The 14,812-nt window shown below is 60.7% G+C and carries 16 protein-coding genes; 6 read left to right on the plus strand and 10 right to left on the minus strand.

Going from position 1 to position 14,812, the window contains the following annotated elements; translation table 11 throughout:
- Window positions 1-75: 75 nt before the first annotated feature.
- From ACP2YP_RS16295 to ACP2YP_RS16310, 4 genes are all read left to right on the plus strand, one after another.
- Complete coding sequence (locus tag ACP2YP_RS16295) at window positions 76-624, plus strand: hypothetical protein (RefSeq protein ID WP_426425320.1); 549 nt, start codon at window positions 76-78, stop codon at window positions 622-624.
- Window positions 625-668: 44 nt separating this feature from the next.
- Complete coding sequence (locus ACP2YP_RS16300; RefSeq protein WP_426425321.1) at window positions 669-1,232, plus strand: hypothetical protein; 564 nt, start codon at window positions 669-671, stop codon at window positions 1,230-1,232.
- A 54-nt stretch (window positions 1,233-1,286) separates the two neighbouring features.
- Entirely contained in the window at window positions 1,287-2,126 is an 840-nt protein-coding gene (locus tag ACP2YP_RS16305) for a hypothetical protein (RefSeq protein ID WP_426425322.1), read from the plus strand.
- 125 nt (window positions 2,127-2,251) lie between these two features.
- Window positions 2,252-2,995: a hypothetical protein gene (locus ACP2YP_RS16310; protein WP_426425323.1), complete on the plus strand. Its 744-nt coding sequence runs from the start codon at window positions 2,252-2,254 to the stop codon at window positions 2,993-2,995.
- On the opposite strand, the gene ACP2YP_RS16315 is transcribed toward ACP2YP_RS16310, so the two are convergent.
- The 4 genes from ACP2YP_RS16315 to ACP2YP_RS16330 form a co-directional block, all read right to left on the minus strand.
- A complete protein-coding gene (locus ACP2YP_RS16315) occupies window positions 2,977-4,539 on the minus strand; it encodes an MFS transporter (protein ID WP_426425324.1) in 1,563 nt (520 codons plus the stop codon). The two genes, ACP2YP_RS16310 and ACP2YP_RS16315, sit on opposite strands and share 19 nt — an antisense overlap.
- A 14-nt stretch (window positions 4,540-4,553) precedes the next feature.
- Window positions 4,554-4,934, minus strand: coding sequence for a tautomerase family protein (locus ACP2YP_RS16320; protein WP_426425326.1), 381 nt, complete (start codon window positions 4,932-4,934; stop codon window positions 4,554-4,556).
- Between the two features lie 169 nt (window positions 4,935-5,103).
- A complete protein-coding gene (locus ACP2YP_RS16325) occupies window positions 5,104-5,850 on the minus strand; it encodes an SDR family oxidoreductase (protein ID WP_426425327.1) in 747 nt (248 codons plus the stop codon).
- Between the two features lie 111 nt (window positions 5,851-5,961).
- A complete protein-coding gene (locus ACP2YP_RS16330) occupies window positions 5,962-6,762 on the minus strand; it encodes an SDR family NAD(P)-dependent oxidoreductase (protein WP_426425328.1) in 801 nt (266 codons plus the stop codon).
- A gap of 122 nt (window positions 6,763-6,884) precedes the next feature.
- On the opposite strand from ACP2YP_RS16330, the gene ACP2YP_RS16335 reads away from it, so the two are divergent.
- Together ACP2YP_RS16335 and dusA are read left to right on the plus strand one after the other, a co-directional pair.
- Window positions 6,885-7,403 (plus strand): MarR family winged helix-turn-helix transcriptional regulator, encoded by a 519-nt coding sequence (locus ACP2YP_RS16335; RefSeq protein WP_426425329.1) that lies wholly within the window; start codon window positions 6,885-6,887, stop codon window positions 7,401-7,403.
- 769 nt (window positions 7,404-8,172) lie between these two features.
- Window positions 8,173-9,129 carry a tRNA dihydrouridine(20/20a) synthase DusA gene (gene dusA, locus ACP2YP_RS16340; RefSeq protein WP_426425330.1) on the plus strand — a complete coding sequence of 319 codons (957 nt, stop codon included), beginning with the start codon at window positions 8,173-8,175 and terminating at the stop codon, window positions 9,127-9,129.
- Between the two features lie 49 nt (window positions 9,130-9,178).
- Here the strand turns inward: dusA and ACP2YP_RS16345 are convergent, their stop codons facing one another.
- From ACP2YP_RS16345 to ACP2YP_RS16370, 6 genes are all read right to left on the minus strand, one after another.
- Entirely contained in the window at window positions 9,179-9,841 is a 663-nt protein-coding gene (locus ACP2YP_RS16345; protein WP_426425332.1) for an outer membrane protein, read from the minus strand.
- Between the two features lie 194 nt (window positions 9,842-10,035).
- Window positions 10,036-10,590, minus strand: a complete 555-nt coding sequence (locus ACP2YP_RS16350) for a TIGR02281 family clan AA aspartic protease (protein WP_426425334.1) — start codon at window positions 10,588-10,590, stop codon at window positions 10,036-10,038.
- Between the two features lie 28 nt (window positions 10,591-10,618).
- On the minus strand, window positions 10,619-10,822 hold the full coding sequence (locus ACP2YP_RS16355; RefSeq protein ID WP_426425335.1) for a DUF1289 domain-containing protein: 204 nt from the start codon (window positions 10,820-10,822) through the stop codon (window positions 10,619-10,621).
- Between the two features lie 44 nt (window positions 10,823-10,866).
- The gene (locus ACP2YP_RS16360; protein ID WP_426425336.1) at window positions 10,867-12,462 is read right to left on the minus strand and encodes a sensor histidine kinase; all 1,596 of its coding nucleotides are present in this window, start codon (window positions 12,460-12,462) and stop codon (window positions 10,867-10,869) included.
- Window positions 12,463-12,600: 138 nt separating this feature from the next.
- Window positions 12,601-13,878 (minus strand): sodium:proton antiporter NhaD, encoded by a 1,278-nt coding sequence (gene nhaD / locus ACP2YP_RS16365; protein WP_426425337.1) that lies wholly within the window; start codon window positions 13,876-13,878, stop codon window positions 12,601-12,603.
- A gap of 38 nt (window positions 13,879-13,916) precedes the next feature.
- Complete coding sequence (locus ACP2YP_RS16370; RefSeq protein ID WP_426425338.1) at window positions 13,917-14,789, minus strand: NAD(P)-dependent oxidoreductase; 873 nt, start codon at window positions 14,787-14,789, stop codon at window positions 13,917-13,919.
- Between the last annotated feature and the right edge of the window lie 23 nt (window positions 14,790-14,812).

The raw sequence follows: 14,812 nt of genomic DNA on the forward strand, positions 1-14,812 counted from the left end.
AGTTGGCGCCATCGCCGCCGGCGTGGATGCGGCGATCGATGTGGACGCAGCAATTTGAGAAGCTGCCCATTCTACTTGATCTCCATTCTGGTCGTTACGCTGATCGCGGGGCTCGAAGGTCTTCTGTTCGTCATTGTCTCCCTCTACGCCTATTTCGCCCTCGTGGAGCCATCTCTCTGGCCTCTAGCCTTGGTGCTGTTGCTGTTCAGGTTGCCTCTGATCTGGCCTCAGGAAACAGTGATCGCTTTGGTGTCAGGCTGTACGGTTTGCGTCTCCGGATTTGTCAGTTTCTCTGCCTTAAAGCGGGAGCTTTCGAGCGATCGCGAAGGCTTTGTCGAGAACAAGCGGAGACAGCGGCTCAAAGGCCTTCTTCTCGCATGTGCGTTGGTGTGGACGTGGCTTAGCCTCAGATACGTCATCGTTCATTTCATGAGCACACGCTACATGGATCTTCGAATTGTCTTGGCTGCATCGCGTGATGTTGGTTCTCACTTTCGGCAGCTTGCTTGTAATGGTGTCGCGACCGGAGTCTGCGATGCAAATGCCAGACGCCAAGCCGAAGATCGGCTTTCTCAGCTTCAGGAGATACGAAGGCGCCGTGCGCTTTTATCATTGCGTGCATAAGATGGTCGCGCATCGATAGACGAAGTAGAAGAAGGATCGCTGCCATGTTTTCAGGAGAATTAGAGCGGGAGTTGCTTTTACGAGAATTGACGCGGCAGTTGGCGTACTGGACACCGTTGATAGCGCTGCTCCTCTTATCACTCGTACTTGTCGGCCTAAAACGTGTATCGGCGCCTTCGCCGTGGACGGAGCGATTGCTTCGTCCTCCATTTTATTTCGTTTCGTTGCCGATTGCCACGCTGACTGCGGGGATGGAGATGCTCGCATGGGTCATCCACTATCTGACAGAAGGGGCCGGAGAGGTCAGCCTGGGCGCTCTCTTTCTTGCCAAGCTGTTTGCGCTTTCGTTACTCGTGAGAATCTTTCCGTTAGAATCGTTTGTGTTTGCAATTGTCAGCGGCGTATTTGTTGCCGCGCTGGCTTTAAGTAGTTACTCGCTGCTTCGAACGCCTCTGCGTGAAGGTGATTTGAGATGTCCTGCGAGACAAACAAAACGGCGCCTTGAGGCCGTGTTTCTCTTGGCTGCCTTCGTCTGGGCCTGGGTAAGCGTGAGGTATGTCATCGTGCACTGGGAAACTCCGCTCGTTCCGCATGCCTCAGGTTCGTGAGCGGCGCCTATCGAGACCTAGCGAGATCAACACAGCCGAATGCAGGGGGCAAAAATGGCGGATACTATTACATTTTTCGGGAACGCGGTACTAGCGACCTACCCAGATGGGACTCCGATCATCGTGAATGGTCGGCCGCTTCTCGTTCCGCAGCAGAATTACAGTTTGCAGCAACAGATCGATGCTGCCCATTACCAAGCGACAATAGGAGCGTCGGCTGTAAGTGCATGGTTCGTTCGTCACTTTCCGCCCGGCGGCAGTGGAGACCCGCAACGTCAAGCAGGCGTGTCGGGTGGTTTCGACCCAAGATTTACTGACGCGGGCAACTATGGCTACGGTTTAAGCGCCGCAGCGGCAGGCATTAGCTTGGACGTCGCCCTTCAAATGGCGTCTATTGTAAATCTCGGTGGAACTAGCAAATCGTTGCCGGCGGCGAATGAACGCGCCATTCGGCAGGGATATGATGATTATAAGGCCCACTTCCCGGACGTCGATGATTCGGCAGGTCAGGCGTATGTCAAGTCGGTCTTTGCGCCAGATGCTGTAAATGCAGCGTCAATAGGCGGGCGAACTATTACAAACTTGCTGGACATCCCAGGTAATCTCATTTTCACCTCGAAAGTCGCGCAGAGCGATGCGCAGCGTTATGCGATAGCAAAATGGGGCGATATTAATTCACCGGATGCAGCGGCCTTCATTGCCAATTTTCAGCAGGCCTTCAGTAGTTATCCTCAGCACCTTGACATTGATTTGCTGCAACCGCTGCCGGTAGGCGGAGGTATTCCGAGCGGGAGAGATGTTTCACTGTTCGTCGGGAAGGACGGCCAAGTGTTGGTTTATGCCCGAACTCCCGCGCCGGGGGCTCTGGGGGATTCCTCGGCATCTTTGGATTAGATGGACGTCCCAATGGGAACGGAAGCACGGGGTTGAGTTTCTTCCAAGACGGGACACCTCAGCCCGTCTCGGTCCGACAGCACCTCGTGACCCCAAGTGATCCTACTGGGGGGATCGACGTCACATTGGCTGATGGTACTGAAGAGCACTGGTGGAACGACTCGATCGACGGATTCCTTCGGGCAACTATTGATAAGACCCTGCCGACTCCGACCATCAACGGTGTGAAGCGGACCGAGAATACGGTGACGTTTCCGACAGGAGATGGCGACGCTGGTACTTCCGTCGGTGTGAAAGTAACTTACTCTGACGGCACAACCGCTAGTTTCGGCAACTCAAACGATTTTTCACTATACCAGACGTTACAAAGCCAAGGAAAGGCTCCAGCGCCAACTAATGGCGCGACGATCGACCAAGCTCAGCTGCAGCAGATCGTCCAACCATTAGTGGGTCAACCGACCGGCCCTATCACGAACTCCTGGCTCGGTGTGACCTTGAGTCAGTTCTCCCAGATCGGGCAGCAAGGTTTCGGCAGCGGCGGAGACGGAACAGCACTGGCCGGGAACAATACGATCTTCTCCTATGGCGGCGTGCTGATCGGCGCGCCAGGGCAAGGGGCGACCGATTTCGCCAGCATCAGCTCGACGGAAATCGCCAACGCGCTCTATCGGCCTTACTTCCAGTCGCTGCAATACGCCTTCAGCGATGCGCCAGCCGCGACCCAGGTCTTCAACGATCCTGATGTGACCAGCTCGCTGGCGTCGATTCCGACGAGCTTTCGCGAAGCCCGCTTCCCTCATTCCTATTTTTTAGAACTAGTGACGCTCCAAGTTTGTCGAGCTCAAGTTTGTCACCGAACCGCTCTTTGAGCTGGTGCTGAGACGGGCGGCGTTTCATCGGCGCTGACCAGAAGCCAGGTGAGAATGGTGGAGATCACCATGAAGACAGCCCCAGCGAGGAACAGCCATTGGTAGCCGCTGGCGAAGCTGGCGAGGGCAAGCGCCTTCGCAGCGGCCGGATCACTGCCGGACAATGTCGCCGCCGGGAAATGGCCTGCGGTGATCGCCTGCACAAGCGCCTGCCGGTCGGTGGTGTTCGCTTGCGGCAGCGCATGGGCGATGACTACTGCCACACGGCCATACAGCACCACGCCCAGGGCGGCGATGCCGATGACAAGCCCGGTGAAGCGCACCGTGCCCGAAACGCCTGACGCCATACCGGAGCGTTCCTTTGGGATCACTGTCATGCCGACCTTCGTGGTCTCGCCGTTGAGCAGGCCGGCGCCGATGCCCGTGACGAGCATCCCTCCGATCATCGGGGCGTAGGCGAGTTCGCGCACCACGGCGGCGAAGCAGAACAGGCCGAGACACACGAGGAAAAGGCCAAGCGTCAGGAGCGCACGCCCGGATAAGCGATGCGCCAAGTGCTGCGACACGATGCGCGGGACGATGAAAAGCGGCACGACCATAGGCAGCATCATTAGCCCCGCGACCGCCGAGGCATGACCCAGACCGCTCTGTAGGAAGATCGGCACGAAGGTCAGCATGGTGAGCATGCCAGCCGAAAAAGAGAGCTGTGCCAGGTTCGCGCCGAGATAGGTCGGCTTACGAAAATAGGACAGGTCGAGCATCGGCCGCGCCTGTCCTCGCTCTACCACAATGAAGAAGACGAAGAGAATGGCGGCGGCCGCCAGTTCGCCGAGTATCCAGCGATCCGTCCAGCCGCGATGGTTTCCTTCGATAAGCGCAAGCGTGGTCAGGAACAGCGAGCTGCCGAAGCAGGCAACGCCCGGCAGATCGAGGCGCACGGCATGAGGGTCTCGGGAGGATTCGATCACCTTGGCGATAAGAGCGATCAGCGCGACGCCGATCGGAAGGTTGACGTAGAAGGCCCATTCCCACCCGAACGCCTGCGTGATGAGCCCGCCGACTACCGGCCCGCAAGCGATCCCGATGCCGACGACCGCTCCCCAGAATGAAAAGGCTCGGGTTCGCGCCTCGCCCTGGAAAGCATGCGACAGCGTGGCGAGCGCCGCGCTGAGCTGCATGGCGGCGCCTGCACCCTGTAGGGCGCGGGCGGCGATCAGCGTCGGCAGGTTCGGGGCGGAGCCGCACAGGAAAGACGCGAAGGTAAAGACCGACAAGCCGATCACGAGAAGCTTCTTGCGCCCAAAGCGATCGGCCAGCGCGCCAGCCGGCATGAGCAGAGAGGCGAAGCTCAGCATATAGGCCGTGATCACCCACTCGATGCCCGCGAAGCCGGCGTTCAGCGAGCGGGCGATTGCCGGCAGAGAAACCGAGACGATGTTCGCATCGAGCTGGAGCATGAACGACGGCGCGGAGGTGCAGACGAGCACCAGGAAGGCGTGACGCCGCGAAAGGACTTCCGCCTCGACGGGCTGGACAGCATCCATGATGGTGCTTCGCCTCAGACCGCGTATTGCGCGATGCCGTTGCCGAAGGACCAGTTCTCTCTCTTCACCTCGATGAGATTGATGAAGACGTCTTCCGGTCGGATGCCGGGCGCTTTCGCCAGTCCGTCTGCAATCGCCTTGTAGAGCACCTTCTTCTGCTCGACCGTTCGGCCCTCGTTCCAGGTAATCTGGATGATGACGAGGTCCTGGGTGCGCGCGATGCCGAGATAGTTCGGGTCGAAGAGGAAATCGTCGGCGTCGTGCTCGGCGACGATCTGGAAGCGGTCGTTCTCCGGGACGCCGACGCCGACCATTGCGTCATAGACGACACGGCCGACCTCTTGCCGGTATACGGCGTCCTTACCCTTACGAAGATCGATGCGAACGAGGGGCATGCCCATTCTCCTGGTTTGAGGCGTTCGGTGGAATTATCTGCATATGCTTGCATCCAGTGTGATCGCCGACATGATTCGAGCGGTCACTTTGCGCGCTGAACTCATGATAGATCCTTTTTCTAGCTCTGATAGATGTGAGACGCTCGTCGTTTCAGCCTTTTGGCGTCGGTCAGATCTGTGCTATTCCACCGTCGACGAAAAATTCGCTTCCAGTTACGAAGCTGCTTTCGTCCGACGCAAGAAACGTAACGAGCTTTGCAACCTCGTCATCCCTTCCAACGCGGCCGAGCGGCGTGATTGTCGCCGCATGAGCGAAGAACTGTTCCACGTCCGAACTTGGAATGCCGGTGTTGTCATGGCCAGGCGTTGCGATGATCCCGGGGCTAACGGCGTTGATGCGAATGTCCCGCCCCTTGAGGTCGGATGACCACGTGCGTGCGAACGATCGAACTGCCGCCTTTGTTGCGCTGTAGATGCTCCAGTCTCCCCAACCTTTGCTCGCGACGATCGAAGCGTTCAGGATGATGGAGCCGCCGCGGCCCATCAACGGAAGTGCTTTCTGCACAGTCCAGATCACGCCCTTGAAATTGATGTCGAGGAGCGCGTCGACATGATCATCCGTCACCTTGGGAAGTGCCGCCACTCGGGCAATTCCGGCGTTAGCAAATACGATGTCGACATGCCCCACTTCCTCGCGCACCAAGCTATAGAGCCGATCAAGATCCGCCGGTTTCGAGACATCGCCGTTTACGGCGACGGCATTGCGACCGAGTGTTGCCACAGCAGCATCTAGTTCGCTCTGGCGACGCCCCGTGATGTACACTCGGGCGCCCTCGGCAATAAAGGTTTTGGCTGTCGCCAGTCCAATACCAGAATTTCCGCCTGTGATGACGGCGATCTTTCCATCAAGTCTCATATGTCCAGTTCCAGCTCGGTTTTCGTGGTCCCAATACCTTTTGGTGTGTGAATGACTGCGGTCCGCAGGTGCAGACTGCAATCTAGTTCGACTCGTTTGACTTCTTCGTGCTTACGCCACCGCGTAACGAGCGGCGGGCCTTCCGGTCTGCGAGGCATCGAATAATTCAGCCCGAGCAGCGTCAAATTTTTCCCAAAGCTTCTCGTCCCCGACGGATGGCCAGGTGATGATCTCGCCCTTGGCGTAGCCGGCAAGTGCGGAGTCCACGAGGTTCTCCGCACTCATGACTTTGTTCATATCTAGCGAGGAGAGCGGTAGTCCGGCGCTGTCCCAGATATCGGTCGCGGTGGCGGCGGGCAGAACAATCTGAACCTTCACCTTCGTTTGCGCCAGTTCGGCCTGCAGACCACGGCTGAAGCTCAATACGTATGCCTTCGTACCGCTATAGACCGAGCTAATCGGTAGCGATTGGATGCCGAGGGCGGACGCGATGTTGACGATCACGCCCTGATTTCTTGCGATGAGGCCCGGAAGAACTGCGTGAGTAAGCCGGGTCAAAGCTGTGATGTTGAGCGCGATCTGCGTGAGGGAGTCATTGACCGGCGCCGTTGCCACGGATCCAAGGCGAGCCATGCCCGCATTGTTCACCAGCACCCGAATGTGTGGATTCGAGGAGAGCACCGCCTCGACGCGGACGAGGTCTTCCTCCTTCTGAAGGTCGGCTGCGAGCACATCAACCTTGCGACCATGAGCGACAGTAATTTTCTCAGCCAGCGCCTGAAGGCGATCGGCACGACGCGCCACGAGCATTAGGTCGTATCCACGTTTGGCGAGCCGATCGGCGTAGACGGAACCGATGCCCGACGACGCGCCGGTAACAACGGCAATCTTATGCGAATTTGAGTCCGACATTGTGAATCTCCAATTAATTGAGTACTCAAGTATTTGCGCGATCACCGGGCGCAGACAATTGAGTGCTCAAACGATAAACACTCAAGGGGCTCTTTTCAATGCTACAGTGCTCAACTATTTAAATGAACATGGCAAGAAAAGATGATTCGGGTCCCGATCAGGGCCAAGCCGCGGTCGACGCATTGGAGGATCTCGCGTGTACGCACGCGGCACTGCGGCGGGCTGCGCGCCAATTGGGCAATCTTTACGACGAGGCTCTGTCGCCGACGGAACTCAAGGCAACCCAGGTCGCATTGCTGCAGCAGATCGACAAATTGGGCGGTCAGAAGGGCTCAGCGCTTCAAGCCCTGGCAGAAGAAATGGCTATTTCCATTTCTGCCCTTACCTATGCACTCCGCCCGCTCGTGCGGGATGATCTCGTGCAGCTACGCGGCGACGAGCACGACAAACGGACCAAGCATGCCGTGCTGACCAAAACGGGTCGAAAGCGCCTTAGTGAGGGGCGGCTGCTCTGGGCGGCGGCGAACGGTCGGGTCGAGACTGTTCTAGGTTCAAAGTCAGCCGGCATGCTGCGTGCGCTGGCGGATCGGGTTTCTTCGAAAGAATTTCTCGATGCATACAAAGCGAGCCGCTCCCTATAAGCGAGCGTTGCGCAACCAGCTACTTTGCGGAGACTGCGCCTTGCGAGACGTCTACGCCTCAAGCGAGCGCAGCTGTAGAACCTTCAGAGGGTGTTTGGCCCAAGGTCCCGAACGCCAAACACCGGTCTAACCCAAGATCGAAAAAACAACGTACAAGATTCGCTCTTCCACTGTCGGCGAACATAAGGGGCCGGCTGCGTTCCCGTTCGATTGCTCACTCGCAAACTCACCAGGCCGACGCGGAGCAAGGCATCGAGCGCAAGCTGCTAGTTGACTGTATGTCCGGTTACAGTGACGCGTATGATCGCGACTCCAGAAGGAGCGCTCTGGATCCAAGTCATGGTCGCGCGTAGCTAACTATGCAAATTGTATGGTCTGTCACGGCTTCTGGGCCATCTCCGTCGGCGTTGTCCCCGGTCTGAGGCGATCGTCCGCTATTGCTGGTGGTGAAGCCTTCCGATCGATAGTGCTCGGAGGTGCGTTGGAAAGCCAGGGAATGCCTAACATGACCGGGCGTCTCCCCACGCCGGAATTGTCGACCGAGGAGCTCGGTACAGCTTGACCGTTACCAGTACTGCAATGCTGTACCGAACCAGGTGACGTCAGGGACCATGCCGGCAAATCGGTGATTTCAACGCTTTGAAAAGATAGGAAAATCTCTTAGCTAAAGCGCTTCGATCCTTTGTCGGTCCAAACATAAGAAGAGGCGATTATTTCCAATAATTCAAGTGAAAACAATAACTTAGGTCGACGCTTCAGCGTTGCACCCATGATGGATTGGACCGACCGGCACTGCCGGGTGTTCCACCGTCACCTGACCCGGCGGGCGTTGCTCTATACGGAGATGCTGACCACCGGCGCCATCATTCATGGCGACCGGGAGCGGCTGCTCGGCTTCGACGCGACCGAGCATCCGGTGGCGCTGCAGCTTGGCGGCTCGGATCCGCGCGACCTCGCTGAAGCTGCGCAGATTGGCGAGGGTTTTGGTTATGACGAGATCAATCTCAATGTCGGCTGCCCGTCCGATCGCGTGAAGGACGGACGCTTCGGCGCCTGTCTGATGGCGGAGCCGGAGCTCGTCGCGAGATGTGTCGCCGCGATGAAGCGCGCAGTCTCAATTCCCGTCACGGTGAAATGCCGCATTGGCATCGACGACCAGGATCCCGAAGTCGCGCTCGATACGTTGGCGCACGCGGTGGTCGCTGCAGGCTGCGACGCGCTGATCGTGCACGCCCGGAAGGCCTGGCTGAACGGTCTGTCGCCGAAGGAGAACCGCGACATCCCGCCGCTCGACTATGACCGCGTCTATCGGCTCAAGCGCGCGATGCCGGATGTGCCTGTCATCATCAATGGCGGCGTTCCGCGTGTCGAGGAGGCGAAAGCGCATCTTGCGCATGTCGACGGGGTCATGCTTGGCCGCGCTGCCTATCAGGAGCCGTGGCGGCTGCTCTCGGTCGATCCCGACCTGTTCGGCGAGGCGGCACCGCGTGCGACCATGCAGGACGCGTTCGAGGCGATGATGCCCTATATCGAGGCGCAGCTCGCGCGCGGCAGGCGGCTCCATGCCATCACGCGCCACTTCGTCGGTGCGTTCCACGCCGTGCCCGGCGCGCGCGCCTTTCGTCGCCATCTCGCCGAGCACGGTGTGAAGCCGGGCGCCGGCGTCGACGTCTTGCGTGATGCGATCGCGCGTGTTGGTGCACGTGCGCCGGCGGAGGCTGCCTAGTCACGAGAAAGAGCCGGATCGCGAAGTCCCGACTCTCTCTCGATCACGCTCAGCGGAACAGGTCGAAATGGTAGTTCACGCCAACGCGGAAGCTGTGGAATTTTGCAGCGTTCCAGTCCGGCAGGTCGTCGTGCTTGAATTCGGTATAGAGATACTCGGCCTTGGCCGACCATTTCGGCAGGAACGCCCATTCCACCCCGCCACCCGCGGTCCAGCCCATCTTCATCTTGTTGATCGGGCCGTCCTTCAATTCGCCGGTGGCGAGACCTGCGGTCCCGAAGAACAGCAGCCGTGAATCCATCGTCGCGATGCCGGCGCGGGCGCGGCCGGTCATGTACCAGGGCAGGCTGACCGCGGCGCTGTTGATCGCGTCATGGTTCTTGATGTCTCCGCCTTCGAAATCGTTTTCGATGCCGACCACGAACATCGGCGAGAGCTGGTAGTTGTAGCCGATCTGCACGCCGCCGAACGCGCCTTTGACCTTGCCGCCGCTCACCCCGACGAGATTGTTGAAGGCGTTGTCGCCGCTTTCGGCGTAGCCGGCGTTGAGGCCGGCATAGAGACCGGTCCAGGAATAGACAGGCTGCGGTGCTGTGTAGGCCGGCGCCGCATAACGCGGCGACAGATCGGCTGCGCTCGCGCTACTTGCGGCGAACGCCGCGGCAAAGGGCAGGGTGCGCATCGCGCGACGTAAGGCGGCTCTGGCTGTCATCACTCTCAATCTCCCACTTGGCCGTCTCCCTCACGCAGAGCGGCGCTCGTCCAACCCTGATCCGGGAATATCTCCTTTATAAACCGACCAGGCGGTTTGTAAATAGCAGAAATGCCGCAGCCGCGTTCGTTTGCGAATTCGATGTGGTTGAAGTGACAGTGCGTGGACGGAGAGAGCGCCGCCGCGGCTCGCCGTCAATCGAGGGCTGTGCGCGAGCGGCGGTGACTGCTCTGCAGCTCCGGATAACCGGTGAGCATCAGCGTGTCGGACCGCACACCCCAGCTCTCCAGGCGGTCGAGGAAGCTCATGCCGAGCAGGTTGGTCTTCATCTGTCCGCGCTGGACGACGAGGGCCGGCACCGATTTCTCGACGAGATGGCCGACGGCGAGCCGGTCGATGGTGAGCCGCGCCGCCTTGGTGTGGCCGCCGGCGGTTTCGAGGTCGACGTCATATTCGAGCATCTCGAGCGGCAGACCGATCGCCCGCGCGGTTTCCCAGGTCAGCACCACGGAGGTCGCGCCGGTATCGATCACCATCGGCGCAGCGACGCCATTGATCTTCGCACGCAGCGCGAATTCGCCGCCCTGGCCGCGCTGGATCTGCACGGCGGGGGCGGGCGTTGCCGTTTGCGCGTGAAAAATGTGCGAGACCTTGTGGCTCGCGCGCGCGATCTGGTCGGGATCGCCATAGGCGACCACGGCGCCGGCCGTGGCGGCGAGCATGATGAGAACGAGCAGGAAGCGGATCATTGCGCGCCTCCGATGGCACGCAGGCCGGTCAGGCGCGTTTCGGCGATCCCGCGATCTGCTGCAGGCCGGCGTCCGCCATGCGTGCCGGCAACAACGCCATCACCGCGAGCCGTTCCGCGCTCTCCATGGCGTGCCAGCGCGCGATCTCCGGCAAGGTCCGGCCGCAGCCGAAGCAAAGCTTGGTCTTGGGATCGATCATGCAAACGGCGACGCACGGCGTTTCTTTGCTCATCAGAACATAGTGAAGGACTGGCGGGCATGTCTGCAAGCATGTGTTTACGAGCCCGTGCCCGCGCTCATGATCGGCCTGTGGCGCGGCCGGCGCTTCTCGTCAGGCACCATGGAACTCTCCGGCTGGAGCGGCGGGGCTTCCTCCGACAGCGGCGCGAGCGCGCTCATCACGCGCTCCGGCGGGAAGGTGACGATCACTTCGGTGCCGATGCGCAGCTTGGACTTCAGCGTGAACGTGCCGCCATGCAGATCGATCAGGTTCTTGGCGATCGGCAGGCCGAGGCCCGCGCCCTGTTCGGCCGATTTGATCGAGTTGGAGCCCTGGCCGAACGAGGCGAGCACGACGGGGATCTCGTCCTCGGGGATGCCGGAGCCGGAGTCCTTCACCGACAGATACTGCCCGCCCGAGGCGGTCCAGCCGGCCTTGAGCCAGATCTCGCCGCCTTGCGGGGTGAACTTGATCGAATTGGAGAGCAGGTTGAGCACGACCTGGCGGATCGCGCGCTCGTCGGCCCAGAGCCGCGGCATGGCCTGCTCGAACACCTCGTGGATGGTGATGCCCCGGCTGGAGGCACGCAGCTTCATCAGGTGATGGCAGTCGGCGACGATGCCGACCAGCGACACCGCTTCCTCGTTCAATTCGTAGCGGCCGGCCTCGATCCGCGACAGATCGAGGATCTCGTTGATGAGGTTGAGCAGGTGCACGCCGGAATTATGGATATCCGCCGAATACTCCTTGTAGACCGGCACCGCATGCGCGCCAAAGATCTCGCTCTTCATCACCTCGGAGAAGCCGAGGATGGCGTTGAGCGGCGTCCGCAGCTCATGGCTCATTTGTGCGAGGAAGCGCGATTTGGCGACGTTGGCGGATTCGGCACGGTGGCGCGCCTCGTCCGAGATTGCCTTGGCCTGTTCGAGCTCGCCGATCAGCGCGTCCTTCTCGGCGCGCGCCTCGAGCGTGGCGAAGGTCGAGGAGTGCAGGCGATGCGCCAGCAGCACGAAATAGCCTTCGGCCGCGAGTGCGAGCGCGGCCAGGATGTAATTGTCGAGCGAACCGCTCATCGCAAAGCTCAACGCCATTGCGACCGCAACCGGCGCGGTGGCGGCAAGCGCTGCGATCGGCAGATTGGCCGCAAGCATGCTCGACACTGCGATCACCAGCAGCATCAGGAACATCATCAGCGTTTCCGTGACCATGTCGAGCACGGGATGAATCAGGATCGCCATCCAGCAGAGGCCGTAGAGCAGATCGAGCACGACAAAGCGTGTCCGCCAAGTGCGTGTCGCCGCAGGTGAGGCAGGCTCGGCCAGGAACCGGCGGCAGCTGCGGATCATCGCCGCGTGAAGGCAGATCGTGCCGGCGGTCCAGGCCGCGGCCGGGATCGGCTGCATCCACAGCCCGAACAGCACGCCGGTGGCGACCACCAGCAGCATCACGACATAGGAGGCGGACAGGCGCGTCTGGGCATATTGGCGCAGCAGCTCGGCGTCGAAGGCCGGCCGGGTACCGCTGGTCGACGTTAACTTATCGCGCGCCTCGCGCACCCGTTGCGACGCAGCCCTTCGGCTGCTCGCCGATGGAGGGCTGACCGGCTCGGCCGGAAGCTGCACTACCTCGGGCTTTTCAGCGGGGTTACTCATCAAGCAACAACGATTCCTGCCCACGTCGGACGCGAGCCTTCTGCATTGTCTATCTCTGGCAAGAAATCCTTAAGAGGTGACTTAAGGAGCTAAAGAATTACGTTAACGGTGCGTTAATTTGAATCCGGCAGCCGCCGCTCAATGCAGCCACGCATGCTGCGCGACATAGACCACGGCGCCGGCCAGATAGCCCGCAAGCGCGGGCACGGCGATGCGACGGGCGTACCAGAGGAACTCGATCCGCTCGAGTCCCATCGCGGCAACGCCGGCGGCGGAGCCGATGATCAGGATCGAGCCGCCGGTCCCGGCGCAATAGGCGATGAACTCCCAGAGGAAGCTGTCGGGCGGATAATGGCCGAGGTCGTACATGCCCATGGTCGCGGCCACCAGCGGCACGTTGTCGATGACGGCGCTGAGCAGGCCGAGCACGACGACGATGATGTCCTGGCGGCCGATTGTGGCGTCCAGCCATTTGGCCAGCATGGACAACAGGCCGGCATGTTCGAGGCTGGCGACCGCGAGCAAAATGCCGACGAAGAACACGATCGAGCCCATGTCGATCCGCGTCAGTGCATGCGCGAGCGACAACGGACGCCGCACATGCTCGTCCTTGTCGCGATGAACGATCTCGCCAACCAGCCACACGATGCCGAGCCCGAACAGGACGCCCATGAACGGCGGCAGATGCGTGGCCGTCTTGAACGCGGGTACCGCGATCAGCACGCCGAGCCCGAGATAGAACATCAGGTTTCGCTCGAACCGATCGACGGCCAGCAATCCGTCGTCCTTCGTCGGCGCCGCGATGGTCTTGCCCTTCAACGAAAAGCCGAGGAAGGCGAGCGGCACCAGCAGATTGACCAGCGAGGGCAGGAACACCGCGCCCATGATCTTCAAGGGCGAGATCTGCCCGCCGATCCACAGCATGGTGGTGGTGACATCGCCGATCACAGTCCACGCGCCGCCGGCGTTTGCGGCGATGACGATCAGGGAGGCGAACACCAGTCGGTCTTCGCGCCGGGCGATCAGCCGCTGCACCAGCGAGACCATCACGATGGTGGTGGTCAGATTGTCCAGGACCGCGCTCAGAAAGAACGCCACGAAGCCGATCAGCCACATCAGCCTGACCTGGCTGGTCGTGCTGATGCGGGAGGTGATGACCTCGAAGCCGTCGTGGGCGTCGACCACTTCGACGATGGTCATCGCGCCGATCAGGAAGAACACGATCTGCGCGGTGGAGGCGACGGACTCGTCGAGCTGACGGCCGACCACCGCGTGGTCGCCCGTCAAAATCGCGTAGACCGTCCAGAGCAGGCCCGCGGCCAACAGCGCGGACGCGCTCTTGTTGACCCCGATCGGATGTTCGAGCGCGATCGCCGCATAGGCGAGAACGAAAATTGCGGCGAGCGCGATCAGCAAGACAGGATCACTTGGTCAGGAGTTCACTTGGTCAGAAGTTAGCGATTGAGACGCGCGAGCAGGCTCGACGTATCCCAGCGCTTGCCGCCCATCTTCTCGACTTCGGCGTAGAACTGGTCGACCAGCGCCGTGACCGGCAGGTTGGCGCCGTTGCGGCGAGCTTCAGCCAGCGAGATCGAGAGGTCCTTGCGCATCCATTCGACCGCGAAGCCGAAATCGTACTTGTCCTCGTTCATGGTCTTGTAGCGGTTCTCCATCTGCCAGGACTGCGCGGCGCCCTTGGAGATGGTTTCGATCACGGCGGCGACGTCGAGGCCACTCTTCTTGGCGAAGTGGATGCCCTCGGAGAGGCCTTGCACGAGGCCGGCGATGCAGATCTGGTTGACCATCTTGGTCAGCTGGCCTGAGCCGGCGGGCCCGAGCAATTTGCACATCCGCGCGTAGGCGCCCGTGATGATCGGCTCGGCGCCGGCATAGGCGCCCTCGGCGCCACCGCACATCACCGTCAGCACGCCGTTCTCGGCGCCGGCCTGGCCGCCGGAGACGGGAGCGTCGATGAACTTGAAGCCGGCCTTGGTCGCGGCCGCGTCGAGCTCGCGCGCGACTTCGGCGGAAGCAGTGGTGTGATCGACGAAGGTTGCGCCCTTCTTCATGCCGGCAAAGGCGCCGTCGGCGCCGATCGTGACTGCGCGCAGGTCGTTGTCGTTGCCGACGCAGCACATCACGAAATCCTGGCCTTCGGCCGCGGCCTTCGGGGTCGCTGCAGTCTTGCCGCCGAACTTGTCCGCCCACTCCTTCGCCTTGGCGGCGGTGCGGTTGTAGACGGTGACCTCATGGCCTCCTTTTTTTACGAGGTGTCCGGCCATGGGGAAGCCCATCACGCCGAGACCGAGGAAAGCGACTTTAGCCATGTGTGTGTCCGTAGCTTGAGTTT

Origin of the sequence: Bradyrhizobium genosp. A, assembly GCF_049949275.1 — a bacterium.
Classification (GTDB): Bacteria; Pseudomonadota; Alphaproteobacteria; order Rhizobiales; family Xanthobacteraceae; genus Bradyrhizobium.

Excerpts from the sequence above, each read along its gene's own strand:
- ACP2YP_RS16350 (WP_426425334.1), bottom strand. The coding sequence starts at position 10,590 with ATGATCCGCTTCCTGCTCGTTCTCATCATGCTCGCCGCCACGGCCGGC.
- ACP2YP_RS16345 (WP_426425332.1), bottom strand. The coding sequence starts at position 9,841 with ATGACAGCCAGAGCCGCCTTACGTCGCGCGATGCGCACCCTGCCCTTT.
- ACP2YP_RS16325 (WP_426425327.1), bottom strand. The coding sequence starts at position 5,850 with ATGAGACTTGATGGAAAGATCGCCGTCATCACAGGCGGAAATTCTGGT.
- ACP2YP_RS16320 (WP_426425326.1), bottom strand. The coding sequence starts at position 4,934 with ATGCCCCTCGTTCGCATCGATCTTCGTAAGGGTAAGGACGCCGTATAC.
- ACP2YP_RS16335 (WP_426425329.1), top strand. The coding sequence starts at position 6,885 with ATGAACATGGCAAGAAAAGATGATTCGGGTCCCGATCAGGGCCAAGCC.
- ACP2YP_RS16370 (WP_426425338.1), bottom strand. The coding sequence starts at position 14,789 with ATGGCTAAAGTCGCTTTCCTCGGTCTCGGCGTGATGGGCTTCCCCATG.
- ACP2YP_RS16305 (WP_426425322.1), top strand. The coding sequence starts at position 1,287 with ATGGCGGATACTATTACATTTTTCGGGAACGCGGTACTAGCGACCTAC.
- dusA (WP_426425330.1), top strand. The coding sequence starts at position 8,173 with ATGATGGATTGGACCGACCGGCACTGCCGGGTGTTCCACCGTCACCTG.
- ACP2YP_RS16330 (WP_426425328.1), bottom strand. The coding sequence starts at position 6,762 with ATGTCGGACTCAAATTCGCATAAGATTGCCGTTGTTACCGGCGCGTCG.
- ACP2YP_RS16315 (WP_426425324.1), bottom strand. The coding sequence starts at position 4,539 with ATGGATGCTGTCCAGCCCGTCGAGGCGGAAGTCCTTTCGCGGCGTCAC.
- ACP2YP_RS16355 (WP_426425335.1), bottom strand. The coding sequence starts at position 10,822 with ATGAGCAAAGAAACGCCGTGCGTCGCCGTTTGCATGATCGATCCCAAG.
- ACP2YP_RS16360 (WP_426425336.1), bottom strand. The coding sequence starts at position 12,462 with ATGAGTAACCCCGCTGAAAAGCCCGAGGTAGTGCAGCTTCCGGCCGAG.
- ACP2YP_RS16300 (WP_426425321.1), top strand. The coding sequence starts at position 669 with ATGTTTTCAGGAGAATTAGAGCGGGAGTTGCTTTTACGAGAATTGACG.